The sequence below is a fragment of the Pandoraea sp. B-6 genome, from assembly GCF_000282835.1.
In the GTDB taxonomy this organism is placed as follows: domain Bacteria; phylum Pseudomonadota; class Gammaproteobacteria; order Burkholderiales; family Burkholderiaceae; genus Pandoraea; species Pandoraea cepalis.
In genome coordinates this window covers 12,833-37,791 of sequence record NZ_KB290512.1, presented here as the reverse complement: position 1 = coordinate 37,791, position 24,959 = coordinate 12,833, and the positions used below count along the sequence as shown (strand labels likewise).

The 24,959-nt window shown below is 64.8% G+C and carries 22 protein-coding genes; 1 reads left to right on the top strand and 21 read right to left on the bottom strand.

Annotation, left to right across the window (positions count from 1 at the left end; all coding sequences use genetic code 11):
- Positions 1-267: 267 nt before the first annotated feature.
- Both pcaG and pcaH read right to left on the bottom strand, forming a co-directional pair.
- Entirely contained in the window at positions 268-858 is a 591-nt protein-coding gene (pcaG, locus tag A985_RS0109780; RefSeq protein ID WP_017233228.1) for a protocatechuate 3,4-dioxygenase subunit alpha, read from the bottom strand.
- Positions 859-861: 3 nt separating this feature from the next.
- Complete coding sequence (gene pcaH, locus A985_RS0109775) at positions 862-1,572, bottom strand: protocatechuate 3,4-dioxygenase subunit beta (protein WP_017233227.1); 711 nt, start codon at positions 1,570-1,572, stop codon at positions 862-864.
- A gap of 119 nt (positions 1,573-1,691) precedes the next feature.
- Here pcaH and pcaQ point away from each other — a divergent pair, with 119 nt between their 5' ends.
- Positions 1,692-2,639: a pca operon transcription factor PcaQ gene (gene pcaQ / locus A985_RS0109770; protein WP_017233226.1), complete on the top strand. Its 948-nt coding sequence runs from the start codon at positions 1,692-1,694 to the stop codon at positions 2,637-2,639.
- Positions 2,640-2,682: 43 nt separating this feature from the next.
- Here the strand turns inward: pcaQ and A985_RS0109765 are convergent, their stop codons facing one another.
- The 19 genes from A985_RS0109765 to A985_RS29130 form a co-directional block, all read right to left on the bottom strand.
- Complete coding sequence (locus A985_RS0109765) at positions 2,683-3,588, bottom strand: 4-hydroxyphenyl-beta-ketoacyl-CoA hydrolase (RefSeq protein WP_017233225.1); 906 nt, start codon at positions 3,586-3,588, stop codon at positions 2,683-2,685.
- Complete coding sequence (locus A985_RS0109760) at positions 3,585-5,327, bottom strand: acyl-CoA dehydrogenase family protein (protein ID WP_017233224.1); 1,743 nt, start codon at positions 5,325-5,327, stop codon at positions 3,585-3,587. Before A985_RS0109760 ends, A985_RS0109765 begins: the two co-directional genes overlap by 4 nt.
- 1 nt (position 5,328) lies before the next feature.
- Positions 5,329-7,203, bottom strand: a complete 1,875-nt coding sequence (locus tag A985_RS0109755) for a feruloyl-CoA synthase (protein ID WP_017233223.1) — start codon at positions 7,201-7,203, stop codon at positions 5,329-5,331.
- A gap of 81 nt (positions 7,204-7,284) precedes the next feature.
- Entirely contained in the window at positions 7,285-8,736 is a 1,452-nt protein-coding gene (locus A985_RS0109750) for an aldehyde dehydrogenase (protein ID WP_017233222.1), read from the bottom strand.
- Between the two features lie 40 nt (positions 8,737-8,776).
- Complete coding sequence (locus tag A985_RS0109745) at positions 8,777-9,607, bottom strand: p-hydroxycinnamoyl CoA hydratase/lyase (RefSeq protein WP_017233221.1); 831 nt, start codon at positions 9,605-9,607, stop codon at positions 8,777-8,779.
- Between the two features lie 141 nt (positions 9,608-9,748).
- Positions 9,749-10,891 (bottom strand): porin, encoded by a 1,143-nt coding sequence (locus tag A985_RS0109740; protein WP_017233220.1) that lies wholly within the window; start codon positions 10,889-10,891, stop codon positions 9,749-9,751.
- 146 nt (positions 10,892-11,037) lie between these two features.
- Complete coding sequence (gene mhpT, locus A985_RS0109735) at positions 11,038-12,294, bottom strand: 3-(3-hydroxy-phenyl)propionate transporter MhpT (protein ID WP_017233219.1); 1,257 nt, start codon at positions 12,292-12,294, stop codon at positions 11,038-11,040.
- 281 nt (positions 12,295-12,575) lie between these two features.
- The gene (locus tag A985_RS0109730; protein WP_017233218.1) at positions 12,576-13,112 is read right to left on the bottom strand and encodes a MarR family winged helix-turn-helix transcriptional regulator; all 537 of its coding nucleotides are present in this window, start codon (positions 13,110-13,112) and stop codon (positions 12,576-12,578) included.
- Between the two features lie 149 nt (positions 13,113-13,261).
- Entirely contained in the window at positions 13,262-13,627 is a 366-nt protein-coding gene (locus tag A985_RS0109725; protein ID WP_017233217.1) for a response regulator, read from the bottom strand.
- 47 nt (positions 13,628-13,674) lie between these two features.
- Positions 13,675-14,316, bottom strand: a complete 642-nt coding sequence (locus tag A985_RS24935; RefSeq protein ID WP_017233216.1) for a chemotaxis protein CheX — start codon at positions 14,314-14,316, stop codon at positions 13,675-13,677.
- A gap of 39 nt (positions 14,317-14,355) precedes the next feature.
- Positions 14,356-14,925, bottom strand: a complete 570-nt coding sequence (locus tag A985_RS0109715) for a hypothetical protein (RefSeq protein WP_017233215.1) — start codon at positions 14,923-14,925, stop codon at positions 14,356-14,358.
- A 16-nt stretch (positions 14,926-14,941) separates the two neighbouring features.
- Complete coding sequence (locus tag A985_RS0109710) at positions 14,942-15,670, bottom strand: methyl-accepting chemotaxis protein (protein WP_017233214.1); 729 nt, start codon at positions 15,668-15,670, stop codon at positions 14,942-14,944.
- Positions 15,667-18,072: an MCP four helix bundle domain-containing protein gene (locus tag A985_RS0109705; protein WP_017233213.1), complete on the bottom strand. Its 2,406-nt coding sequence runs from the start codon at positions 18,070-18,072 to the stop codon at positions 15,667-15,669. Before A985_RS0109705 ends, A985_RS0109710 begins: the two co-directional genes overlap by 4 nt.
- 316 nt (positions 18,073-18,388) lie before the next feature.
- Positions 18,389-20,026 carry a gamma-glutamyltransferase family protein gene (locus tag A985_RS0109700; RefSeq protein ID WP_017233212.1) on the bottom strand — a complete coding sequence of 546 codons (1,638 nt, stop codon included), beginning with the start codon at positions 20,024-20,026 and terminating at the stop codon, positions 18,389-18,391.
- 77 nt (positions 20,027-20,103) lie between these two features.
- Positions 20,104-21,027, bottom strand: a complete 924-nt coding sequence (locus A985_RS0109695) for an ABC transporter permease (protein ID WP_017233211.1) — start codon at positions 21,025-21,027, stop codon at positions 20,104-20,106.
- Between the two features lie 13 nt (positions 21,028-21,040).
- Positions 21,041-21,985 (bottom strand): ABC transporter permease, encoded by a 945-nt coding sequence (locus A985_RS0109690; protein ID WP_017233210.1) that lies wholly within the window; start codon positions 21,983-21,985, stop codon positions 21,041-21,043.
- A 40-nt stretch (positions 21,986-22,025) separates the two neighbouring features.
- A complete protein-coding gene (locus A985_RS0109685) occupies positions 22,026-23,528 on the bottom strand; it encodes an ABC transporter substrate-binding protein (RefSeq protein ID WP_017233209.1) in 1,503 nt (500 codons plus the stop codon).
- A gap of 41 nt (positions 23,529-23,569) precedes the next feature.
- Positions 23,570-24,667: an ABC transporter ATP-binding protein gene (locus A985_RS0109680; RefSeq protein ID WP_017233208.1), complete on the bottom strand. Its 1,098-nt coding sequence runs from the start codon at positions 24,665-24,667 to the stop codon at positions 23,570-23,572.
- Positions 24,664-24,959, bottom strand: a 296-nt coding sequence (locus tag A985_RS29130) for an oligopeptide/dipeptide ABC transporter ATP-binding protein (protein ID WP_369751567.1), incomplete at its 5' end; no start/stop codon positions are given. The genes A985_RS0109680 and A985_RS29130, both read right to left, overlap by 4 nt.

Genomic DNA, 24,959 nt, shown 5'->3' with positions numbered 1-24,959 from the left:
GGCCTGCCTCGGCCTCGGCGGCAGCCAGCGCCGCTTCGAAGTCCAGCATGCCCTGCAGCGTGGCGTCGCGCGAGAAACGCGCTGTCACGGCAGCGCCGCGCAGCAAAGAGTCAAGCAGTTCCGTCATCGGAGCGTCGAGAGTGATTAGGGTTGGGTCAGGCCGGGTCGCCCTGTTCCGTTGCAAAAAGGCGGAGACGGCCGCGGGCTGTCAGCACTTTCATGCCGACAGCCCGAAGCCGCGCCAGTGTCAGCCTTGCATGACCAGCATCAAAGGTCGAGGAAAACCGTCTCCTCGTCGCCCTGCATGCGGATGTCGAACCGGTACGACACACGCCCGCCGCTCACCTCGCGGCGTGCGATCAGCGTGTGGCGACGCTCGGCCGGCACTTGTTGCAGCACGGGGTCGAGCGCATTGGCCGCGGCCTCGTCGTCGAAATAGATACGCGTAAACAGATGATTGAGCAAGCCCCGCATCGTCAGAATCACATCGATGCGCGGTGCCTCGCCGGGCGCGGCCGCGCCCGGCTTGATCGTGTCGAAGACAAAACAGTGCTCGGCGTGGGTGCCGGTGCCGCAGCGGCCCGTGCCGGCAAAGCCGGTGCGCTCGATGTCCTCGGCGCTCTGCACGTAGCGCCCAGCGGCATCGGCCTGCACGACCTCGATCAACGCGTCGTTGATCGGTTGACCGGCGCCGTCGAGCACCTGTCCGACCACACGGATGGCCTCACCTTCGGCACGATCGAGCGCTACCACGGGGGTGAAGGCGCTCTTGAAGTCGTAACGGTACTGCTCCGGCGACAGGCCATAAGCGAAGTACGGGCCGACGGTCTGCGACGGCGTTTGCTGATAATCGGACATGACTCAGGACTCCATCGGCGTTTGGTCGGCACCGCGCAGGACGATGTCGAATTCGTAACCCAGTGCGTACTCGGGCTCGGTGATATCCATCGAGAAGCGCGCAATCAGACGGTCGCGGGCATGCGCCGGCGTGGCCTGAAAAATCGGATCGTAGCCGAGCAGCGGATCGCCCGGGAAGTACATCTGCGTGACCAGCCGGGTCGCGAAATACTCACCGAACACCGAGAAGTGCAGATGCTGCGGACGCCACGCGTTGTGGTGGTTCTTCCACGGGTAAGCGCCTGGCTTGATGGTCAGGAATTTGTAACGGCCCTGCGCGTCGGTCAGCGCGCGGCCGGCACCGAGAAAGTTCGGGTCCAGCGGGGCGTCGTGCTGGTCGACTTTGTGCACGTAGCGGCCGCATGCATTGGCCTGCCACAGCTCGACAAGCGTGTTCGGCACCGGACGACCGCCTTCGTCGAGCACGCGGCCCGTGACGATCATGCGCTCGCCAAGCGGCTCGCCGTTGCGCACCGCATTGCGCGTCAGGTCGCTATCGAGCGCCCCGACGATACCGTGACCGTAGACCGGAGAACGCAGGTTCGCGAGGTTCTGCTTGACGGGCACGAGCAGTTGCTTGGGGCCGCGCAGCGCCGTGGACTTATACCCGCTGTCGATCAGCTTGGGATGCGAATCCCAGTCGCGGGGGCGCAGGACGGTCGTCGAATTCGACATGGTCTCACTCCATTTTGTGTTAACGAATCTGGCTTGCCGCCAGCTGGTTTTCGACACTATATCCATAATCAATGGATATATTTATTGACATTTTCTTAGGTTTTTCATAACTTTTCGACATGGAAAGACATCGACTCGACGGACGCATCAAGCTGCGCCATCTGCAATGCCTGCTGGCGGTTGCCCAACACGGCAGCCTGCAGCGTGCCGCGGAAGCCCTGTCCATTACGCAACCGGCCGTCAGCAAGACGATTGCCGAACTCGAAGGCCTGCTGGGCGTGCGTCTGTTCGAGCGCGGGCGCAATGGCGCGCGCCCCACCGCACAGGCCGAACTGTTTCTGCGGCATGCGGGTGCAAGCGTGAGCGCACTGCGTCAGGGCATCGACGTGCTCGCTCGCGCCAACGGCCAGACGGGCGGCGTGATCGAGATCGCCGTTTTGCCCACCCTGGCGGCCGCCATGATGCCCAGTGTCCTCGAAACGTTCCGGCGCGAATGGCCGGGCATCGTCGTGCAAGTCCACACCGGCGCCAATCAACAGTTGCTCACGCAGCTGAAGTCCGGACAGGTCACGCTGGCGCTCGGCCGGATGTCGGACCCCGAGGGCATGGCGGGCCTCACCTTCGAGCACCTGTGCGCAACCCCGCTGAGCGTGGTGGTGCGTGCGTCGCATCCGCTCGTTCAGCAGCGTAGCGTGTCGATGGCCGACATTGCGCGCTATCACGTGGTGCTGCCGCCGAACGGCACGATCCTGCGGCATACCGCCGATGGCTTCTTGCGCGCGCATGGCGTGGGCATGCTCGACGACTATTCCGAGCTGCTCTCGATGTCGCTCGCGCGCGCGATGACCTTGCGCGACGATGTCATCTGGATCGCCTCCGAAATCACCGTGCAGGACGACCTTGCCGATGGCGTGCTGTGTGCTTTGCCGTTCGCGACGAAGGGCACCGAGGAGTCCATCGGCATTCTGTGGCGCAACGACACCGTCCCGACGCCGCCGGAACAAACGCTCATCAGCGCCATGCGCGAAGCGGCACGCGTACGCTACGGCACACCGGGCGTACGCTGACCACAGCACGGCGTGACCGTTCACGCCCGCCGCCCGCCGCCCGTCACGCCGCCGACGCGATGTTCTGCCGCGTGTCCGCAAGCCCGAGCATGCGCACTGCGTTGTCCTTGAGCACAAGCGGTTTGACCTCGTCGCGAAACCCCGCCGTCTCGAAGTCGCGCAACCACCGGTCCGGCGCGATGAGCGGAAAATCCGAGCCGAACAGCATCTTCTCGCGCAGCAGCGAATTCGCGTATTGCATCAGCTCCGGCGAAAAATACTTGGGCGACCACCCCGACAGATCGATGTAGACGTTCGGCTTGTGCAGCGCGATGGACAGGGCTTGCGATTGCCACGGCCACGACGGGTGCGCGATCACGATGTTCATGTCCGGGAAGTCGGTCGCCACGTCGTCGAGATGGATCGGCTCCGAGAACTTGAGCCGCAACCCGCCGCCGCCGGGCATGCCGGAGCCGATCCCCGAATGACCGCTATGAAAGACCGCAGTGAGCTGGTATTCGGCAATCAGCTCGTACATCGGGTAGGCCATGCGGTCGTTGGCGAAGAATCCCTGCATGGTGGGATGGAACTTGAAGCCGCGCACGCCGAATTCCTCGACGAGCCGCCTCGCCTCGCGCACGCCCATGCGCCCCTTGTGCGGATCGATGCTCGCAAACGCGATCATGATGTCCGCGTTCTCCTGCGCGAAGCCCGCGATCTCCTCGTTCGGAATACGGCGACGACCGATGTTCGCCTCGCAATCGACGGTAAACATCACAAAGCCGATATTGCGCGCGCGGTAATGCTCGATGGTCTCGGGAATCGTGGGGCGGCGATTCTGCTTGAGCACCGTGCCGAAATATTTGTCGGCCGCGTCGTCGAACGCCTTGCCGAACAGGTCCGGTGGCTCACAGCACGACACTTCCGCATGCACGTGCGTATCGATGGCGATAAGCTTGTCGAGATTCATTCGGCGGTCTCCGGGTCACGGATTTGCGCAGCGACGATCGCCATCGCACGACGCGTCTCCGGCAGGCTGAACTTCAACCAATAGCGCGCCGCGCGGCGTTTCCCATCGGCGACGGGCCCTTGGACGCGGTGCGCCGCCAGCGCCGCCTGCGCCCAGAGGCCTGCCATCGACAGGCCATGCACCACGCGCATCATCTCGCCCGCGACACACAATGCCGCGCGGGGCGATGTTCGCGCCAACGCGATGACCGACGGCATCAGCAACGTCCAGTCGTCGAGCACCGTCAGCGCGGCGTCGAAGCCATCGCGCGTGTCGACGACGATGCGCGCCTCGCTCACCTGCGCACGCGCCCACGTCAGCCATTGCGACAGCGTGGCGCCGTCGTCCTTGACGACCTTGCGCAGCATCAGGTCGATGGCCTGAATTTCATTGGTCCCTTCATAGATCATCGGGATACGCGCGTCGCGCAGAAACTGCGAGACGCCAGTCTCCTCGACATAACCGTAGCCCCCGAAAACCTGTAACGCATCGCTGGCGCCCAGGAACGCCTGCTCGGTGAGCATTGCCTTGACCACCGGAGTGAGCAGCGCCGCCAGCGCATCGGCCTGCACGCGCGCCTGCGGCGTGTCGGCATGGTGAGCCTCATCGATGGCGAGCGCCGCGCGATACAACAACAGTCGCGCGCCCTCGACCGCCACGCGCTGCCCCTCGAGCAAGCGCCACACCGCCGGATGCCCGGCGATGGGCACGCCGGCATCGGCCCCCGGCACGCGCGATTGCACACGCTCAAGGGCATGTCGAACCGACATATCGTAGGCGCTCTGCGCCAGTCCAACGCCGGACGCCCCCACATGCAGCCGCGCCGAGTTCATCATCGCGAACATCGCCTCGAGGCCGCGATGCGGTGCACCGATGAGGTAACCGGTCGCGCCCTCGAACGCCATCGAGCACGTCGCGCTCCCGCGAATCCCCATCTTGTGCTCAATGCCCGTACAACGCACGGCATTGCGCTCGCCATTCGCAAGCACCTTGGGGACAAGAAAGAGTGACAACCCGCCGCTGCCCGGCGGGGCATCCGGTGTACGAGCAAGCACGAGATGAACGATGTTCGGGGTGAGATCCTGCTCGCCGCCCGAAATGAAAATCTTCTCGCCGGTCACGCGCACGGTCTCGTGCTGCCCGTCGATCCATTCGGCACGCGTGCGAATCTGCCCGAGGTCGCTGCCGGCGCCCGGTTCCGTCAACGCCATCGTGGCGAGCCATTCACCGCTGACCAGCGGCCCCAGCCACGCATCGCGCAGTGCGGCGCTGCCGAATCGGTGCACGCATTCATACGCGCCATGCAGGATGCCTGGGTACATCGTCCAGGCGAGATTCGCGCCGGCCGTGAGTTCCTGCACGGCCACCTGCACCACGACAGGCAACCCCTGTCCGCCCAATGACGGATCGCACGGCAGCGACGGCCAACCGGCGTTGCAATACTGGCGATAGGCATCGGCGAAGCCGCTGGGCGTGCGCACCTCGCCGTCGCGCCAGGTGCAACCTTCGCGGTCCCCCACAGCGTTGAGCGGCGCAAGCACTTCACGGGCGAAACGGGCGGCTTCGTCGACGACTTGCACGAGTGTGGCCGTGTCGAATTCACGAAACGGGGCGAGGCGTGTCAACGCGTCGCCCACGCCGAGCGTGTTCAGCACGAACGCGATGTCTTCGGCCGCGCCAAGCGATTGCGGGTACATCATGTCAGCGCCTTGCGGGTGCGAGGATGACGCGCGGGTCGCCCGCCTGCGCGGCATGCAACGCATCGACGGTCGCGGCACGCTGGTCCTGCACCGCACGCTGGTTGATCGATCCCTTGTCGGTGACTTCGCCCCGGTCGAGCGAGGGCGGAGTGTCGAGCAGCATGAGTCGCGCAACATACGTGGCGCTTCCCCCGGCGCTCGCATTCAGTCGTGCGAGCAGTGCCGAAAACGCTTCACGCACGGGACCGCTCGCCAGCACGTCGCTCAGCGGCGCGTGTGACGGCAAACCGCTCAAGCGCCGGCAATCCTCGACGCGCGGGAAGACCATCAATCCGATATCGTCGCGATTGATACCGGTGACAACCGCGTCCTGCACATAGGGCGCCCCTTCCGAAATCACGCGAGCCCGCAATGGCCCCACGCTCACGAATGTGCCTGAACTGAGCTTGAAATCTTCGGTGATGCGTCCGTCGAATTGCAGACCGACCTCCGGGTGCTGCGCGTCGACAAATGTGGCGGCATCCCCCGTGCAGTAGTAGCCCTCGTCGTCGAACACGGGATCGCCCGACGGGTGACGCCAATAGCCGGCCATGACGTTCGGTCCGCGAAAGCGCACTTCGAGCTTGCCGCCGACCGGGGCGAGCTTCACTTCGCAGCCGGGCGCGGGCAAGCCGATGTAGCCCGCACGCATGATCGGCCCGGTGGTGAACATGCAACTCGGCGACGTCTCGGTCATCCCCAACCCCGACATGATCCGGATACGCTCGCCGCAATGCGCCTCGGTCACGCGTTCGAGCCGGTCCCAGGCCGCCTGGGACAGCCCGGCACCGCCGAAGAAGTAAAGATTCACACGGGCGAAGAAGCGCTCGCGCAGGGCCGCGTCGTTTTCGAGGGCGATGGCGAGATCCTCCCATCCCTTCGGCACATTGAAATACACGGTCGGCGAGATCTCGCGCAGATTGCGCAACGTTTCCTCGAACTTGCCTGCGACCGGCTTGCCGTCGTCGATGTAGAGCGTGCCGCCGTTGTAGAGCGCGATGCCGACGTTGTGACTGCCGCCATACGTATGATTCCAAGGCAACCAGTCGACCAGCACGGGCGGCGCCTCGCCGAAGGTCGGGAACGTTTGCAGCAGCATCTGTTGATTGCTGCACAGCATGCGCTGGGTGGTCGGCACGGCCTTCGGCAGACGGGTTGAGCCGGACGTGAAGAGGATCTTGGCGATGGTGTCGCCGTTGACTTGCGCGTGAATGGCGTCGATGTCGCGCGGCACGGTATCGCGCAGCGCATCGAAGGCCAGCGTGCCCCCGTCGCCGCGCGCGGTGACGCGGACCACATTGTCGTCAAGCACGGCGTCCATGGCGCGACCGTAGGCGCCCGCGTCCGTCGCGTACACCAGCCCCGGCTGCAGCAATTCCAGCGTATGACGCAGCTTCCCGAAGTCCGTCGACACGATCGAATACGCCGGCGAGATCGGCGCGAACGGCACCCCGGCGTACATCGCGCCGAGCGCGAGTTCAAAGTGTTCCAGATCGTTGCCGGAGAGGATCGCGATGGGACGTTGCGGCGACATTCCGCGATCGCGCAATGCCTGGCCGATCGCACGCGCACGCTGCAGCATCTGCGCATACGTGATGCCGATCCATTGACCGTCGGGGCCGCGACGCGCTACGAGCCACCGTTCCGGGTGCCGTGCCGCGCCGGAGATGAGCCGGTCCGTGAGACGCGCCGGAAAATCGCCGAGCGGCTCACGCGAGCGCAGATACCAGCATTCGCCATCGCGAATCACGTCGACCCCCGGGTTGCCGATGGCGACCTGGCGATAGCGATGAGCCGCCACGTCGTGCGTGGCGGCGGTGTTGTTGCCTTGATTCAAAACACTGTCTCCTGCTTCGATCCCGCCGCGGCGCTCTCTCGGTAGCGTCCGCGCACGGGCACAGCCTCATCCTGCGAACGATCAGATCGGGTAATGGCGCGGCGTTGTCTGCACGGTGATCCAGCGCAGTTCCGTGAATTCGCCGATCGACGCCTTGCTGCCGAATCGACCGTAGCCGCTGGACTTCACGCCGCCGAACGGCATCTGCGCTTCGTCGTGCACGGTCGGGCCATTGATGTGGCAGATTCCCGACTCGATACGCTTGGCCAATTGCAGCGCACGCGACACATCCCGGCTGAAGATCGCGGCCGACAAGCCGAACTCGCTATCGTTGGCCACTCGCACCGCCTCGTCATCGCCGCTTACACGCTGGATCGTCACCACCGGACCAAACGACTCCTCGCGGTACAGTCGCATCGCCGGGCTCACGCCATCGACGATCGTCGCCTGCATGATCGCACCGTCAACCCGGCACCCCAGCGGCAGATGCGCGCCATGCGTGCGAGCGTCCTCGACCAGCGCCGCCACGCGCGACGCCGCGTGCGCGCTCACCATCGCACCGAGCACACTGTCGGGCGACGTCGGCGACCCGGCGCGCAAGGTCGCCGCCTTCGCCGTGAGCTTTTCGACGAAGGCGTCCGCGATGCGCGCGTCGACGATCACTCGCTCGGTCGACATGCAGATCTGCCCTTGATTGAAGAACGCGCCGAACGCAATGCCGTCGACGGCGGCGTCCAGTTCGGCGTCGTCGAGCACGAGCACCGGGGCCTTGCCGCCCAACTCCAGCAGCGCTGGCTTGAGATGTTCCGCGGCGAGGCGCGCGATGATGCGACCCACGTGCGTCGAGCCGGTAAAGTTCACGCGCCTGACAGCCGGGTGCGCAATCAGTCGCGCCACGATCTCGCCGGCATCGTGCGGCGCGTTCGTCACGACGTTGACCACCCCGTCGCCCAGCCCCGCATCGTGCAGGCAGGCACCGATCAACGCATGCACGCCGGGGCATTGCTCCGACGCCTTGAGCACGACCGTGTTGCCGCACGCGAGCGGCATGGCAAGCGCGCGCGTCGCCAGAATCACCGGGGCATTCCACGGCGCGATGCCGAGGACCACGCCGACCGGCGAGCGCACTGCCATTGCAAGACTGCCAGGCACATCGCTCGGAATCACGCTGCCGTCGATTTGCGTGGTCATGGCCGCCGCTTCGCGCAGCATGTTGGCCGCGAGCATGACGTTGAAGCCATACCAATTGGCCATCGCGCCGGTCTCGGCGGCCCCGATGGCGATGAACTCCGCCGCGCGGGCGTCCATGCGCTCGGCGGCCGCAAGCAAGCGTTGCCGACGCGCCGTCGGCGACAGCGCCGCCCAGGCGGGAAAGGCCGCTTGCGCCGCGTCGACGGCCGCGTCGGCATCCGCCAGCGTCGCGGCCGGTGCCCGTGTGGCAACTTCGCCCGTCACCGGATCGATGCGCTCGAACGTTGCCCCACCCTGCGCGCCGCGCCACTGGCCCCCGATCAGCATCTGCACTTCATGCATTGCGCTCTCCCTCTTTCCGGTCACCGATGAACGTTGCGCCTCAGCGCTTGTAAGCCTGCAGGCCCGGCTTGATCGCCTTGTCGTCGAGGAACTGCTTCAAGCCTTGCTCGCGGCCGTGTTCCGGGTCGCGCAGCTGGGCCTGATCGAGTTTCGCGTACAGATAGTCTTCGCACTGCTCCCACGTCAGCTCACGCGAACGCTTGAAACCATGCTTCGCCGCGCGCAGCACGACCGGATTCTTCTCCAGCAACTTGGCGGCCAGGGCCAGCGTGGCATCACGCAGTTGGTCGAGCGGCACACTCTGGTTCACCAGCCCCATGTCCGCCGCTTCCACGCCCGTGAACGTGTCGCCGGTCATGATGTAGTGCAGCGCGCGGCGATGTCCCACCGTGTCGGCCATGGCCTTGCTCACCAGATTGCCCGGCGGAATGCCCCAGTTGATTTCCGACAGACCGAACACTGCCTCGTCGGCAGCGATCGCCAAATCGCACGCCACCAGCGGCGAGAAGCCACCGCCGAAGCACCAGCCGTTGACCATGGCGATGGTCGGTTTGGCGTACATGCGCAGGCGGCGCCATTGCCAATCCGACGCGTCGCGGCGTACGCGCTCCTGCACGACTTCCGGCCCGCCATCGATCTCGCGGAAGTATTCCTTCAGATCCATGCCCGCCGTCCATGCCGCTCCCGCGCCCGTGAGCACGACAACGCGGGCATCGGCATCGAGCTCGAGCGCGTCGAGCACCTGGATCATTTCCGTGTTGAGCGTCGGGCTCATGGCATTGCGTTTCTCCGGGCGATTGAAGGTGACCCAGCCAATGCCCCCCTCCACCTTCACGTCGATCGTCTTCCAGCGTCCTTCGTATGCAGTCATTTTGCGCAATTCCCAAGTGTTCCGGGCAACCTGTGCCGCGCGCCGGGAGTGGCGCGCGGTGTTGCCGACAGACACATTTAATATCAGGTAACCTTACATTGCAAGCATCACGCTTTCAGTGAAAACCCTGATCTCGAAATATCAGAACGTATGACGCATGCCGAGCATCACACCGGCCTGGCCCTCGCCGGCGGGCGGCGTGGTGCCGCCGCCTCCGCCGCTGACCGAGTACGCTGCGTGGGCGCTGTTGAAGAGGTATGCCGCCTGCGCGTAGACCGCGGTGCGCACCGAGAGCGAGTAAGTGGCGCGCAGCGTGGTCATCGTGCCGCGCGTGTTGTGATCGCTGTTGACGATGCGGTAGACCTCGCCGTCCACCAGCCACGCCGGCGTAATGCTGTACGCCGCGCCCAGGTAGAACAGGTTGGTGTGCGTATTGATGGCGGACGTCGACACGCGACGGCCCAGCCAGCCGCCGCCGACCTTCAATGCGCCGTACTTGTAGTACGCGCCGAGGGTCGTGCGGGTGTCCTTGTCGCCGCTGCTGGCGAACACCGAGGTGGGTTGTCCGTCGAAGAAGTTGACCGCGGCGTTGGTGCCGCCGCGCAGTTCTTCGTATGATGTGGCGACGCCGAAGTTGTTCGCGTCGTACTTGAGCATTACCGACCAGTCACGGCATTGCACCGACTGCCCCGGCACCTGTCCGGCGCAAGTGCCCTGCCCCGGCGAATTGCCCGTACCCGCCGCGTCGCGGCCGAACGAGTACCCCGCGCCGAAGCTCAGCCCCTGCCAGCCGACCTGATACGTGACCGAGTTATCGGTGCGCGCATTGGGAACGTACGCATCGAACGAGCCCATGCCGTAAATATCGGGGCCAAGGATATCGGAGCCCAGCAGCGCGTAGAACGTCATGGTGTACTGGCGGCCAAACGACAGCGTGCCATACGGGCCCTTCACGCCCACGAAGGCCTGGCGGCCGAACAGGCGACCGCCCTGGCCAAGATCGCCGCCACGCAGGTTGAAGCCGCTCTCCAGTTGGAAGATCGCCGCGAGCCCGCCGCCGAGATCTTCCGTGCCGCGCAGACCCCAGCGCGACGGAAATTCGCCGGTCACACCCGGCATGCGCAACACGGCACCGTTCACACTGGCGTGCGAGACGTACTCGATTCCGGTGTCGACAATGCCGTACAGCGTGATATTCGATTGTGCGCTGGCGATACCGGGCGCCACCAGCGCGGCGGCCACGGTCAATGAAGCGAGCGCATGAGCGCGATGGGGAAATGCCATGGGTGTCTCCAAATAATTGATGTTGTTATCGGTGTAGGCAAACCAGGAACGGCAGACCTGCGCGGCCCTTGCGCAAGAAAATGCGCGACGGCACAGCCCAGTGGCGTCCGTCGCGCACAAGCGAGGCCAACCGGCGTGACGCCGAATCAGTCAGCCGCGCGGGGACGACGAATGAGCATGAGGGCGGCCAGCGCGGCCACGATGGTGACGGGAATGCTCGCGCCGATCACCAGGGCGGCACTGCTGCCCACGGCAAGCAGCATGCCGGCGGCCAGTGGCCCGACCACCGAGCCGATGCGTCCGAACGCCACCGCTGCCCCCACGCCCGTTCCGCGCATGGCGGTCGGGTAGTAGGCGGCGGCGAGCGCGTAGAGCACCGACTGGCCGCCGATGATGAACATGCCTGCGAAGAACGCCGCCGTCGCCAGTACACCGAAGCCCTGGGCCGCCGCGAGCCCGACAAGCGAGGCGATCATGCCCAGGTACATGCCGCCAATCACGAGCGACATGCGCGCGCGATCCATCAGGTAGCCGAGGGCGAGCACGCCAACGGCGCTCCCCACGTTGAAAAGAATCTGCACCCAACCGATATCGCCGCGCGCCAGACCGCGCGCCCCCATGAGCGACGGTAGCCAGTTGAGCAGGAAGTACAGCACGATGAGCGTGCAGAAGTAGGATAGCCAGAGCTGAATCGTCGAGATGCCGCGCCCCTCGGAGAACAGCACCGTCATCATCGGCGCGGGCGTGGCGCGCTGGCCTTGCGAGGTCGCGGCCGCAAACGCGCGAGACTCCGGCAGGCACCAGGCGAGCAACGGCAAGAGCAACAGCGGGCCAATGCCGCCCGCGTAGAAGATATGCCGCCAGTCGGCGTCGCTCACCGCCAGCATGCCAATGGTCGCGGCAATGCCACCGCCGAGCGGAATCCCGCAATACATGATGCTCACGGCCGTGCCGCGCAGGCGGGGCGGCACGGCTTCCGACGACAAGGCAATCAGGTTCGGCATTGCACCGCCCAGGCCGATGCCCGTGAGCACGCGCACGATCACCAACATCCAAAAGTCCGACACGAACGCCGTGGCAATCGACAACACGCCGAAGACCGCGGCCGAGAGCATCAGCACGCGCTTGCGGCCGATGCTGTCGGCCAAACGCCCGCCTACCATCGCCCCGGGCAGCAGGCCAAAAGTGCCCGCCGAAAAGGCGAGCCCCATCTGCGCGACGCTGAGTCCGAACTCCTTGGCCATGCCGCGTGCCGCCACCCCGACCGATTGCAGGTCGAGACCTTCGAGCAACGCCACGGCAAAGCAAAGCGCCAACGTGAGCGCCACCGGACTGGCGAGACTCGCTTGCCTGTCCGGCGCCAACGGCAACGCCTGCGCGTTGCCCTCCTGATTCGATTTCATGGTGTCTCCTGTCATCTTCGTCATGGACTTCGGTCGCCGCCCTGCGAGAGCGGCACCTGATGCGCAGTCAGCCGACGCCGGCGGCGACGCCCATTTAATCAGGTAACCTGATATATAGGGCGGACGTACGGCGGGCGCGACAATGCCGCGCGAGCCGCATATTGCGTTCGCCTTACCGTGCCACTGGAATGCTGTCGCCCGCTTCTCTGCGGCGACGGTCTCCATTTAATATCAAGCTACCTGACAATACAAGTGATCGGCAGGTCGGGACAAACCCGGGGTCAGTCGCGCAGATTGCGCACGAACATTTCGAGATGGCGTTGCACGGCGGCGGCGTCCTCGCGGCTCACATCGGCACGCATGCGCGTGTCGATTTCCTTGGCGACGGCTTCGCATTGCGCGAGCACCCGGCGCCCTTCGTCGGTGAGTTGCAACAGCACGATGCGGCCATGATTGGGGTCGGGCTCACGGGTGATCCACTGGCGCCCAGCCATGAGGCTCACGACCTCATTGGCCGATTGCGGCGTGATGAACGAGCGCTGGGCGAGTTGCGCATTGGAGAGCTTGCCGCGGGCGTCGAGCACCGATAGCGCGGTGAACTGGGCGAGCGTGAGGCCGAGCGGTGCCAGCGCTTCGGACATGTGGCGACGCAGCAGACGGTCGAGGCTGGCGATGACGTAGGTCAGACGCAACTTGGCCCGACGCGGCCGTGCCTCGGCCGAGCCCGCCGCCCCTTCGATCACTTCGGTGTCCGGTGCCCGCACGACATTGTCGTCGGCGCCTGCGGTCAGCTTCTTTTTCTCGGGTACAACGCTCATGATGAGGAAGCGAGGATGCGCAAACAGCCTGCGTCAGTGCTCGCATAGTGCGGGAAAGTCAGCAGTGTAACGCCGCCGTCGCGCAGTGGCGACGGTCCGGCGGCGAGGCGTCGCGGACCGGCCCCCGCGGCACCGGTTGGCCTGCGATGTCAGCCGGCGAGCCGGCGGAACGTCTCGAGCACGGCGTCGCCCTTGAACGGCTTGACGATCCAGCCCTTCACGCCGGCCGCCTTGCCACGCTCCTTCATGGCCGGGCTGCTCTCGGTGGTGAGCATCACCACGTTGACGCTCTGGTTCGCGAGTTCGCCGCGAATCTTCTCGACCATCGTCAGGCCGTCCATATTCGGCATGTTCACGTCGCTGATGACGAGCTTCACGCCCGGGCTGGCCTTGATCTTGGCGAGACCGTCCTTGCCGTCAACGGCGGTGTCCACATCCAGGCCGTTCTTGCGCAGAAAGCCGGCGACTTCGTCGCGCACAGTGCTCGAATCATCGACCACGAGAATCTTCGACATGGTGTTGTCCTTGTGTGTAAGAGGGAGTAGAGGTTCGCGTCGGGATCTCAGAACAGCTCCAGCGCCCCGGTTTCGACGGGCTCGGCGCTTGCCTGCGGGGCGTCGCGAAACGCCTCCGGCGACCAGTTGAGGCTAAAGACGAAATGCTGATGCAATGTCACGATCTGGCCGCTGACCGGATCGGTGAGGCGATAGACGAAACACAACTGCGGGTTGTCGGTGCCGAACGAAATGTACTTCTGCTTGTGATTGATGAGCAGCGGCACCTGGACCTGTGTGTGGCCCACTGCCGAGGGATCACCCATGTAGCGGTTCTTGAACGCGCCCCAGATCAGGTTCGTCAGCTCGCCCAGCATGCCGTTGAGTTCGCGAAAGCCCGCCGGCCCGTCGCAGCGGCCGGTATGTTCGAGCAGTTGCATGAACGGAACCTGCTCGGCCTGCATCATCATGTAGCCGCGGCACCAGGCGCTCTCGAGCGGGATCAGGCTGAAGACCTCACCGAAAATGATGCGATCGCGCACCACGCCGGGCGGTTCGCAGTGCACGGCGATGTCGCCGAACAAGCCGCGAAATACGCCGTCGGTGATATCGACCATGCCGCGCACGAGCGCTTCGGGGTATTCATGCTCGACGCTGTCGTCGAGGATCAGAAACTGGCTGACCGACTCGCGGGGGGTGCTTCGGTTCATTATCGTAATTTCCTAGGGCCTGACAAAACCATTGCCAATTCAAAACAATTCCAGTTCACCGCTGCTGTCTTCCGATTCGCTGACGTCGGCATTGAAGTCGAGCGGGGCGTGCGCGCAAACGCATAGCGTGGCCGCCAGACGCACCGAACCATCGAGCGTGATGTCCCACGAGGACAGCAGATTCGGCTTGAGTTGCGTGAGGTGCGGCACGCAGTGCGCACTCAGTACGTACGGCGTCGACATGCCCAGATCGGGGAAGTAGTTGAGCAACTCTTGATTGATCGCCCCGCAACACAGATTGCCAAGTTCGAGGAACACCTCGCGAAACGGCTTGTCGCGATCGTCGCCCGCGAAGTACGCGGCCGTCGCATCGTCCTCGTCGAAGTGCAGCACCAGCAGCATGCGAAAGCCGATGGACGAGATGGTGAACACCACCACGTTGGCATGCCGGGCGGCCAGATCGACCCCGACGTCCAGCGGCGGCGAGTCGTACTGGCGCACTGAGAGCGGCACAATCTCGCACGCGCCGTTCACCGAGCGTGCGAGCCGGGTGCGTGCGGCTTTATGGAGAATGCGTTCGAAACTGTCGCGGGCGTGAGCGCTGATCACAACGAAACCTGCTGGCTTAGTGAAGACGGGAATGCAACTGCTGCGCGAGGGCTTCAACGCTCGAGAGGGAGGCCGCGATCATCTTGCCGCCCGCCTGAATGTCCTGGAACGTTGCCGTCGTCGTCACGTCGTTGCGATGCAGGCTGTCGCGATAGCTCTTCGAGAGTTCTTCGGAGCGTGTGGCGAGCGAACGCACTTCGCTCGCGACGATGCCGAAGCCGCGCCCGGCCGGACCCGCGCGGGCTGCTTCGATGGACGCGTTGAGCGACACGATCAGAACGTGCCGAACGATCGACGCCAGTTCGTGGTTCTTCGCGTGCATGTCCTGGTTCTGCGTCATGAGGGAGATCATCTGCTCGTGCCAGCGCTCGAAGGTCGCCGCCAGTCCGCGCAGACGCCCCGCCTCGCCCGCAATGCGCTCGGCCTCGGCTTGCCAGTGACCTTTTGCTTCCAGCACGGCAGCCTCGGACTTGCGCGCCCCTTGCAAATCGACTTCGGCCTGCGTCAAACGTGCCTGCTGCGCGGTGAGCGCCTCGTCGTGCGCCTGTCCCTGTTCGTCGAGGCTGGCGATGGCCAGACGCTCGCGTTCGAGCGCCTGCGCCAGCGCCTCGTCATGCGCCTGGATCAGCGCGCGCCAGTGTGCCGTGGCCTGCGCCATGCGCCACCGGTGCGCAACGAACGCCACAACGCCTGCGCTGATCACGCCCGCCATTCCACCTGCCAGTAACCATTGCACCGAGTTCATACTCGAATCGTCTCCGAGCGCGGCACGTCGACATCCAGCGCCGGTCTGTCGACGGCATCGGCCGCCACGCTGTTCAGGTCGAAACCGTCGACCACGAGGTTGTCCGGCAGACACACCACCGTCTGGAACTGGCGGAACTCAGCCCCCTTGTGCTCGTCGGTGAAGCGCAGCTCGATGCGGCCATGCTCGCGCCGCACGAAGTCCTGCACCGCATCCATGCCCACACCGCGCCCGGACACCTCGGTGACCTGCGCCGCCGTCGAGAAGCCCGGGCGGAAGATGAACTGGGCGATCTGCTCGTCCGTCACGTAGGTTTCGGCCGTAATCCAGCCGCGCTGCACGGCGATGTTGCGAATGCGGTGCAGCGCCAGGCCGCGTCCGTCGTCGCAGAGCGTGACTTGCAGCATGTTGTGATCGAGGCCGACTTCGATGTCGATGGTGCCGGCCTCCGGCTTGCCCTTCGCACGAGGCTCGTCCGCGCTCTCCAGCCCGTGATCCATGGAGTTGCGCAGCAGGTGCATGAACACATCGCGCAGAATTCGCACGGCGGGCGAACGCAGGCGATAGCCGTTGTCGTCGACGCGCACCGCCGGCGCCGGCTTGCCGAGTTCGCTCGCCAGCGACGGCAGCGAATCGAGCACCCCGCCCAACGCTTCGCCCACGCCCTCGGTGCCCAGCAGGCGCAGGGTCTGATGCACGGCGTCGCGCATTGCGACGAGTTGATGCGGATCGTTCGGATCGGCCGCTTCGAGCATGCGCAGGCTCGCGCGGATGTGGGCACGGTCCACCACCATCGATTCCTCGTCGGCCGTCCTGCCCGGGCCTTTTCGACCGAGGCTCATCTCATTGATATGCGCATAGGTATCGACGGCATCGCGCACGCGCTCCAGTTCGCGCATCAGGCCATCCTGATCCCACAGGCGCGCGACGTCCGGCTGGCGCAGCTCGTGATAGCGCTGCTCGGTCTCGTGCACGACGTTCGTCAGGTACTGCAGGTTGTACGTGCGCGCGTTGCCCTTGATGGTGTGCATATTGCGGAACAACTCGGCAATGGCCGCGCTGTCGGCCTGCGAGTGCTTGCGTATGATGCGTTCATTCTCACGAATGAAGCCGGTCGAGCTTTCGATGAAGTGATGGAACTTCTCCTGGCTCACCGACAGAATCTCGCCGATCATCTCCAGCCGCTGCTTCTGCTCGCTGGCCTCGGCCGCGAGTTCGCGCAGCTCGGTCACGTCGCGTACACACAGCATGAGCCGCAGGATCGTGTCGCTCTCGTCGGTGATCGCCGACCAGGTCAGATCGAGTTGCTTGATGCGCCCGTCCGACATGCGCTTGCCGATCTCGCCCACCAGCAAGTGTTCGTTGAAGACAAAGTTGATGGCATCCTGCCCGATGCAGGCCTCGACGGCGGCTTCGACCTGCGAGAGCGCATCCGCGCCCAGATCGCTGTCGCCGAACACCAGTTCCATGACGGGACGCCCGGCGATGTCCTGCGTCTCGAAGATCGCTTCGAGATAGGCCGAGTATTCGCCATGCACGCGCGCGCCGTCGACCACCGTCAGAATGCCCTGCTGCATGTTCTGCAGCATCGCCTGAATGTCGGCCGTCTTTTGCTTGAGTTGCGCCGAGCGTTCCTGAATCTTCTCGATCATGCCGTTGAATGCCACGATCGAGTGCCCGATTTCATCCATCCGACCGACCGGCACGCGACGGGTGAAATCCTGGCTTTTGGCGATCTCGCTCATCATCGCCTGCATGCGCGAGAGCGGACGCGTGATCTGGCGGTACAGCAACGCGCCGATGGCCGTGAGCAGCACGATTGCGAGTCCGGTCACGATGCCGATGGCCGTCGTGGTGGTCGAGAGCGTGTCGTTGAGCGTGGCAATGGCCGAGTCCTGCTGGCGCGTCTTCTCGACGCGCAGCGTGTTGACCACCCCTTCGAGTTCGTCGCGATACTGCGCGACCATCGCGAAGAGGAACGCCTGCGCCATGTCCGTCTTGCCCGCCTGCTTGAGCTTGGCGGTGTCGTTGATGGCATTGAAGTAATTCTCGACGCTCTCGCGGGCCTGGGTCACCAATCCCTTCTGCGCATCGCTCGCCGCGCCTTCGGCCTGACGGGTCAGCGACCGGTCAATGTCGCCGCGCAGCTTCTTGAGGGTGTTGAGCGCCTGTTCGACGACAGTGTCGTCCTGCGCGTAGACCAGCGTCATCGTGGCAATCTGCACCGCCTTGACTTGCGAGACGAGATCGGCGGAAGCGAGTGCGCTCGGCACCACGCCTTCCGTCACCTGCCGAACCTTGTGAGCGCTGGCGCGGGTCTGGTAGACCGCGTAGCCACCGATGATCGAGAGCGCGATAAACGTCAGGATCACCAATAGCGTAATTCGATGACGGATCGTCATGGCGTCGTTTCCCCGGGTCGCACCGGCCCCCGGTGCCACGCGCGATTCGACGCAGTAGATCGGTTGCCGAATTAGTTGGTATAGGCTTCGTGCGACGTGATTATTGCCGGTGAACTGTGACGATTCGATGAATCAACAGAATCTTAATGTGTTCTGTACGCCGTAACGCCGTGTAGGAATCCGAGATGAGTGAGCGCACGCCAACATCGCCTCTGGACACGACTTGGCATGCGCAGCGCCGCCCCATAAGAAAACAGCGCCGGTGGCGCGGTGCGATGCACACCGCGCCACCGGCGCTGCGGGCACAACCGCTGGCTCAGTAGCCGGCGGCGAGACCGTCGCGACGACTGTCGCTCGCGGCGACATAGCCTCGATCCGGATCGTTGCGATCCAGGCGCCAAATGTACTGGCCCGAGCCGAAGTCCATGTATGGGTCGTCGATGGACTTGAGGGAGTGCCCCATCGCTACCAGTCCGGCCACCGTCTCGCGGTCGAGCGTCGATTCGATATCGACCGTAAAGTCGCGATTGACCTTCCAGCGCGGTGCGTCACATGCCGCCTGAGGTTGCTGGCCGTAGTCGATCATCCGCACGATCGATTGCAGGTGGCCCTGCGGCTGCATGTCACCGCCCATCACACCGAAGCTCATCACGGCCTCGTGCTTGCCGTCGACCTTTTGCGTGAGGAACGCCGGAATGATGGTGTGAAACGGTCGTTTACCGCCTTCGACCACGTTGGCCGACTTCGGGTCCATGGAGAACCCGCAGCCTCGGTTTTGCAGCGCGATACCCAGATCGGGCACCACCACGCCGGAACCGAAGCCCATGTAGTTCGACTGGATGAAGCTCACCATCATGCCCTGCTCGTCGGCGGCCGACAGATAGATCGTGCCGCCGGCCTTCGGCATGCCGAAGTCGAAATGCGACGCCCGCTCGGGGTCGATCAGCTTCGCACGCGCGGTGAGGTAGGCGTCGTCGAGCATCTGCTCAGGCGTCACCTCCATCGAGCGGGGATCGGCGACGTATCGGTAGAGATCGGCAAAGGCGAGCTTCATCGCCTCGATCTGCAAGTGTTGCGAATGCACGCGATCGACCGCCAGACGAGACACATCGAACTTCTCCAGAATGCCCAACGCCATGAGCGCGGCAATGCCCTGCCCGTTCGGCGGAATCTCGTGCACCGTATAACCGCGATAATCCTTCTCGATCGGCTTGACCCAATCGGCGCGGTAATTGCGCAGATCGTCGGTCGTCATCGCCCCGCCATGCTCTGCCGACCAGGCGGCGATGCGCTGTGCAATCTCGCCTTCGTAGTACGCGCGCGGCCCCTCCTTCGCGAGCAGGCGCAGCGTGCGCGCATGGCCGGGCATACGGATCATTTCGCTGGTCGTCGGCGCACGGCCATGCGGCATGAACGTCTGCGCGTAACCAGGAAGGTCCTTGAGCTCAGGCACCGCCGCCGCCCATTTGCGTGCGACGATATGCGCCACGGCATGTCCGCGCTCGGCGATCTCGATCGCCGGCGCCATCAGATCCGCGAACGGCAGCTTGCCGAACTTCGCATGCAACGCCTCCCAGCCCGCGATCACGCCGGGCACGGTCACGGTGTCGAGACCGCGCGTCGGCTGCTTGGCGATGCCATGCTGCTCACCATATTTCTTGCGGAAGTAATCGATGTTCCACGCGGCCGGCGCCACGCCCGAGGCGTTCAGGCCGTGGAGTTCCTTGCCGTCCCAGACCAGCGCGAAGCAATCGCCGCCCAGGCCGTTGGAGACCGGCTCGACGATTGTCATGCACGCGGCGGCGGCAATCGCGGCGTCGACGGCGTTGCCGCCCTGCCACAGCATGCGCAGCCCGGCCTGGGCGGCCAGCGGATGCGACGTCGACACAATGTTGCGGGCGAACACCGGCAGGCGCGGCGTCGGGTACGGATTCTGCCAATTGAAGTGCGTCATGGGACTGGCTGATGACCTTGGTAACGAATCGTGAAAGTGGCCCACCGGGCGGCGCGGCTGACGAGTCTCGTGCCGCGCTACTGTTCGCGCGGATCGAGCGCGTCGCGCAAACCGTCGCCCAGCAGGTTGAAACCGAGTACCGTCAGGAAAATGGCGATACCGGGGAAAATCGACATCCAGGGCGCCTGCTCGACGAAGTCCTTGGCCGTGTTGAGCATCGAGCCCCACGACGGCGAGGGCGGCAACTGTCCAAGCCCCAGAAACGACAGGCTTGCCTCCGCGATGATCGCGGTCGCCACGGTCAGGCTCGCCTGCACAATGATCGGCGGCAGCACGTTGGGCAGGATATAGCGCACGATGATGCGCGCATCCGTCAGGCCGATGGCGCGCGCGCCTTCCACATACTCCTCCGCCTTGACGGTCAACGCCTGCGCGCGGGCAAGCCGGACGAAACGCGGCATGGCCGACACGCCGATGGCAATCATCGCGTTCGTAAGGCTCGCGCCGAGGAACGCGGCCATCGCAATCGCGAGAATCAGGAACGGGATCGAGAGCAGCGCATCGGCCAGACGCGAGACAATCGCGTCGACCCACCGGCCGAAGTACCCTGCGAGCAAACCCAGCGGCACGCCGACGATCACCGCGATGCCCACCGACACCACCCCCGCCGCGAGCGAGGCGCGCGCACCGAAGATCATGCGGGCGAGCACGTCGCGACCCAGCTCGTCCGTGCCGAACCAGTGCAGCGCGCTCGGCGCCTGCCGCACCGTCATGAAGCTCGTGGCGATCGGATCGTACGGCGACAACCACGGGGCGAACAGCGCGACGATCACGGCGAACGCCACGATGATGGCCCCCACGACCGCCGCCCGGTTACGTGCGAACTTGCGCAGCCCGCGATGGCGGCGGCGCGGCAACCGTTCGGGGCTGGCAACGGCCGCGGCGGGTCGGCCCCCTTCGGCGCTCTGCGATGCAGTGGAAGTCGTAGGCAATGCGGCCATGTTCGAAGAGGTCTCAGGCGCGACGCAGGCGCGGGTTGAGCAAGACGTAAAGCACGTCGGCCAGGAGGTTGAGTGCGATGAAGCTCACGGCGGTCACCAGGACCACGCCTTGTACCACGGCATAGTCACGATTGAACACGGCATCGACGACCAGCTTTCCGAAGCCCGGAATCGTGAAAACCTGTTCCGTGAGCACCGCGCCCGCGAGCAGTTCGCCAAAGAGTAGCGCGAGCACCGTCACGATAGGAATCAGCGCATTGCGCAGCGCATGCTTGAGCACCACGGTGCCACGCAACAGACCCTTGGCGCGCGCCGTGCGAATGTAGTCGGTGCGCAGCACGCCAAGCATGGCGCTGCGCGTGTGGCGCATCAACTGAGCCCCCAGCGCCGCGCCGAGCACGAACGCCGGCATGACCATCGTCTTGAAGCTCATCCACAGGTCTTCGGCAGGCGACACGTAACCCGACGACGGCAGCAGGTGCCAACGCACCGAGACCAGAAAGATCAGCAGAATACCGAGCCAGAAGTTGGGGATCGACATGCCGGACAAGGCCAGCACGTTCGCGCCGTAATCGATGGCCTTGCCGCGGTTGGCCGCCGACAGGATGCCCAGTGGGATACCGATCCCGATGGCAATCAGCAATCCGAACATCGCCAGTTGCAGTGTCACGGGCAGCTTCTGCGCGATCAGTGTCGTGACCGGCTCGCCTGTGCGCAGCGAGTTGCCGAGGTCGCCGCGCAGCACGTCGCCGATCCAGAGCGCGTACTGCGTGGGCAGCGGCTTGTCGAGGTGGTACTTCTCGCGCAGCGCGGCGATGACCTGCGGGTTCTGATCCTCGCCGGCCATCGCGAGCACGGGATCGCCGGGCAACATCTTCTGCAGCCCGAAGATCATCATCGACACGATGATGAGCGTGGGTATCGCGACCAGCGCACGATGGAGGACGAGGCGAAGCATGACGGCTCCTGTTTCCCTGGTAATGCCGGACGGTCCCGGATTATCCCTTGAGGCTCACGCCACGCAGACGAATCAGTCCGTCCGGATACGCAACGAATCCCTGCACCTTTTTGGTAAGCACGTACGGCCACGGCTGCACGTACAGATAAAGGATGGGATTGTCTTCGGACAGGATCTTGTCGGCGGCGTCATAGAGCGGCTTGCGCTCCGCCACGCTGGATTTCACGCGCGCCTCGTTGAGCAGCTTGTCGACATCGGCATTGCAGTACTGCCCGTAGTTCAGGTTGCCCTTGCACGTGACGAACTGATGCAGGTTACCGTCCGGATCCACGCGTCCCGACCAGCCGTTGTAGAGCACGTCGAAGTCGCCGCGATGGGCGGCGTCGAGCGCCGCCGCGTAATCCATCGGCCGCAATTTCAGTTGAATGCCCGCCTCGGCGAGCATCGCCTGCAGCATCTGCGCCATCTGATTGGAGACCGTGTTGTTGCCGAAGCTCAGCGTCACGTCGACCTTCTCGAAGCCCGCCGCTTTCAGCAACGCTTTTGCCTTGGCAACGTCGCGCTTGGTCGTCTTGATCGACGCGTCGTAGTACTGTCCCGTGCGCGGCAATGCCTGATTGGCCGGGGTGAAGATACCGCCGCCGATCACCTTGTTGATGGCGTCGCGATCGATGGCCAGATCGAACGCCTGACGCACGCGCTTGTCGCGCAATGCCTTGGGCGCGTTCGCCGCCACATTGAACGTCAGGCCGTAGTAACCCAACCCGTCGATGGAGACGAACTTCAGGTTCGCATCGCGCTTGACCGAGGCCACATCCGACGGCGCGAGGCGTTCAAGCATGTCGAGCGATCCCGAGCGCACGTTGGCCAGGCGCACCGTGGTGTCGGGAATCGGCAGGAAAACGACCTTCTGGATCGGATACTTGTCCGCTTCCCAGTAGCCCGGGAATTTCTCCAGCACCACACGATCGTTCTGTACACGCTGCACGAACTTGTACGGGCCGGAGCACACGGGGTGGGACTGCACGGCGGCATCGTCGCTCAGGGTCTTGGGCGCGAGCATCATGCCCGCGCGATCGGACAGCGTGGCGAGCAGCGCGGAATCCGGCGCTTTGAGCACGATGTTGACGGTGCTGTCGTCCACGGCGTCGACATGATCGATCGACGACAGCTCGCTCTTGCGATTGCTCGCGGGCAGGCTGCGCGCGCGGTCCAGATTCGCCTTGACGGCGCGGGCGTTGAACGGTTCGTCGTCGTGGAACTTCACGCCCTGGCGCAGCTTGAATGTCCACGTCTTGCCGTCGGCACTCACACTCCACGAGGTGGCGAGCATCGGCACGAACTTCAGATCGGTACTGATGTCGACCAGCGAGCTGCACAGCGAGCGCAGCACCATGCGGTCGACGACCTGCGAACTGCGCGCGGGATCGAGGGAGCCGATGTCCTCCTGCAAGCCGATGCGAAGCGTCGATTGCGCCATCGCGGCGGCTGCGCCGGTCGTCAACGACGCCGCCAGTACAAGATCGAGCAGAACTTTACGCATGCGTGAGATCCCTTGTGGATGTGAGTGGGGAGAAAGTGTTGTTATCTGCCGACGGCCGCATCGGCCTGAGCTTGGCGCGCACGATACAGCGCAAGTCGCGCGCTCAGCGCATCGCTCGGCGCCGCGGCGCGCGCCGGACTGGCCCCAGCGTTCTGAATCTCGCGCCAGAAATGACAGGCGACTTGCCGACCGTCGGGCAGCGTTTCGTCGACCGGCTTGTGCTCGCGACACGCGGCGCGCGCATGCGGGCAACGCGGATGGAAGCGGCACCCGGGCGGCGGCGCGGTCGGGCTGGGCAATTCGCCGCCGAGTGGCGCGCGTTCGCGCCGCAGGTGCGGATCGCTCGCCGGGATTGCTTGCAGAAGCGCCTGCGTGTATGGGTGCAGCGGCGTGTCGAAGAGCGCGTCCGCGCTGGCCAGCTCGACAATCTCCCCGAGGTACATCACCGCCACGCGATCACTCATGTGGCGAATCACCGCCAGATCGTGGGCGACCATGATGAGCGTCAGTCCGAAGTCGTGCTTGAGGCGTTCGAGCAGATTGATGACCTGGGCTTGCACGGAAACGTCGAGCGCCGAGACCGGCTCCCCGCCAACGATCACCCGAGGCTCCCCCGCCAAGGCTCGCGCAATGCCGATGCGCTGTCGCTGACCGCCGGAGAACTCATGCGGAAAGCGTTGTGCGTAATCGGGTTGCAGGCCGACGGTGCGCAGCAGTTCGGCCACGCGTTCGTCCCGGGCACGCCCACGGGCGAGGCCGTGCAACGCGATCGGTTCGCCGATCAGTCCCCCCACGGTCATGCTCGGATTGAGCGACGCGAACGGGTCCTGGAAGATGATCTGAAGTTCGCGCCGAAGACGCCGCATGGCGCTCGCACCCAACGTCATGATGTCCTCGCCCTGATAGCGCACTTCGCCGCGCGTGGCATCGAGCAAGCGCAACAACAGCCGCCCCAGCGTGGATTTTCCGCAACCGGATTCGCCCACAATCGCGAACGTCTCTCCGGCCTGCACGGAAAATGACACGCCGTTGACCGCATACACCGTGGGCGCACGAGAGAAGCCGACGCGATGACCGCCGAAGTGCTTGGTCAGGTCGCGCACGTCCAACAGCGGGTGCACAGGGGCGGGGGCGTTCATACGGCAACCTCTTCCATCGGGAATGCGGGCGGTGTCAGGGCCTCCACCGGTGCCAGCCAGCAGGCCACGCGATGCTTGCCGGACAACGTACGCTCGACAGGGGCTTCCTGCGTGCAGCGGGCTTCGGCAAACGGACAGCGCGGCGCAAAACGGCAACCGGCAGGCATGCGTTCCGGTGAAGGCACCGCGCCACGGATGGTCGCGAGCGTGCCCTCGCGTTTGCCAATCGACGGAATCGCCCCCATCAGACCGATGGTGTAGGGATGCTGCGGATCATCGAAGATCTCGTTCA

Coding starts and splice junctions, on each gene's coding strand:
- pcaG (WP_017233228.1), bottom strand. CDS start 858: ATGTCCGATTATCAGCAAACGCCGTCGCAGACCGTCGGCCCGTACTTC.
- pcaH (WP_017233227.1), bottom strand. CDS start 1,572: ATGTCGAATTCGACGACCGTCCTGCGCCCCCGCGACTGGGATTCGCAT.
- pcaQ (WP_017233226.1), top strand. CDS start 1,692: ATGGAAAGACATCGACTCGACGGACGCATCAAGCTGCGCCATCTGCAA.
- A985_RS0109765 (WP_017233225.1), bottom strand. CDS start 3,588: ATGAATCTCGACAAGCTTATCGCCATCGATACGCACGTGCATGCGGAA.
- A985_RS0109760 (WP_017233224.1), bottom strand. CDS start 5,327: ATGATGTACCCGCAATCGCTTGGCGCGGCCGAAGACATCGCGTTCGTG.
- A985_RS0109750 (WP_017233222.1), bottom strand. CDS start 8,736: ATGCATGAAGTGCAGATGCTGATCGGGGGCCAGTGGCGCGGCGCGCAG.
- A985_RS0109745 (WP_017233221.1), bottom strand. CDS start 9,607: ATGACTGCATACGAAGGACGCTGGAAGACGATCGACGTGAAGGTGGAG.
- A985_RS0109740 (WP_017233220.1), bottom strand. CDS start 10,891: ATGGCATTTCCCCATCGCGCTCATGCGCTCGCTTCATTGACCGTGGCC.
- mhpT (WP_017233219.1), bottom strand. CDS start 12,294: ATGAAATCGAATCAGGAGGGCAACGCGCAGGCGTTGCCGTTGGCGCCG.
- A985_RS0109730 (WP_017233218.1), bottom strand. CDS start 13,112: ATGAGCGTTGTACCCGAGAAAAAGAAGCTGACCGCAGGCGCCGACGAC.
- A985_RS0109725 (WP_017233217.1), bottom strand. CDS start 13,627: ATGTCGAAGATTCTCGTGGTCGATGATTCGAGCACTGTGCGCGACGAA.
- A985_RS24935 (WP_017233216.1), bottom strand. CDS start 14,316: ATGAACCGAAGCACCCCCCGCGAGTCGGTCAGCCAGTTTCTGATCCTC.
- A985_RS0109710 (WP_017233214.1), bottom strand. CDS start 15,670: ATGAACTCGGTGCAATGGTTACTGGCAGGTGGAATGGCGGGCGTGATC.
- A985_RS0109705 (WP_017233213.1), bottom strand. CDS start 18,072: ATGACGATCCGTCATCGAATTACGCTATTGGTGATCCTGACGTTTATC.
- A985_RS0109700 (WP_017233212.1), bottom strand. CDS start 20,026: ATGACGCACTTCAATTGGCAGAATCCGTACCCGACGCCGCGCCTGCCG.
- A985_RS0109695 (WP_017233211.1), bottom strand. CDS start 21,027: ATGGCCGCATTGCCTACGACTTCCACTGCATCGCAGAGCGCCGAAGGG.
- A985_RS0109690 (WP_017233210.1), bottom strand. CDS start 21,985: ATGCTTCGCCTCGTCCTCCATCGTGCGCTGGTCGCGATACCCACGCTC.
- A985_RS0109685 (WP_017233209.1), bottom strand. CDS start 23,528: ATGCGTAAAGTTCTGCTCGATCTTGTACTGGCGGCGTCGTTGACGACC.
- A985_RS0109680 (WP_017233208.1), bottom strand. CDS start 24,667: ATGAACGCCCCCGCCCCTGTGCACCCGCTGTTGGACGTGCGCGACCTG.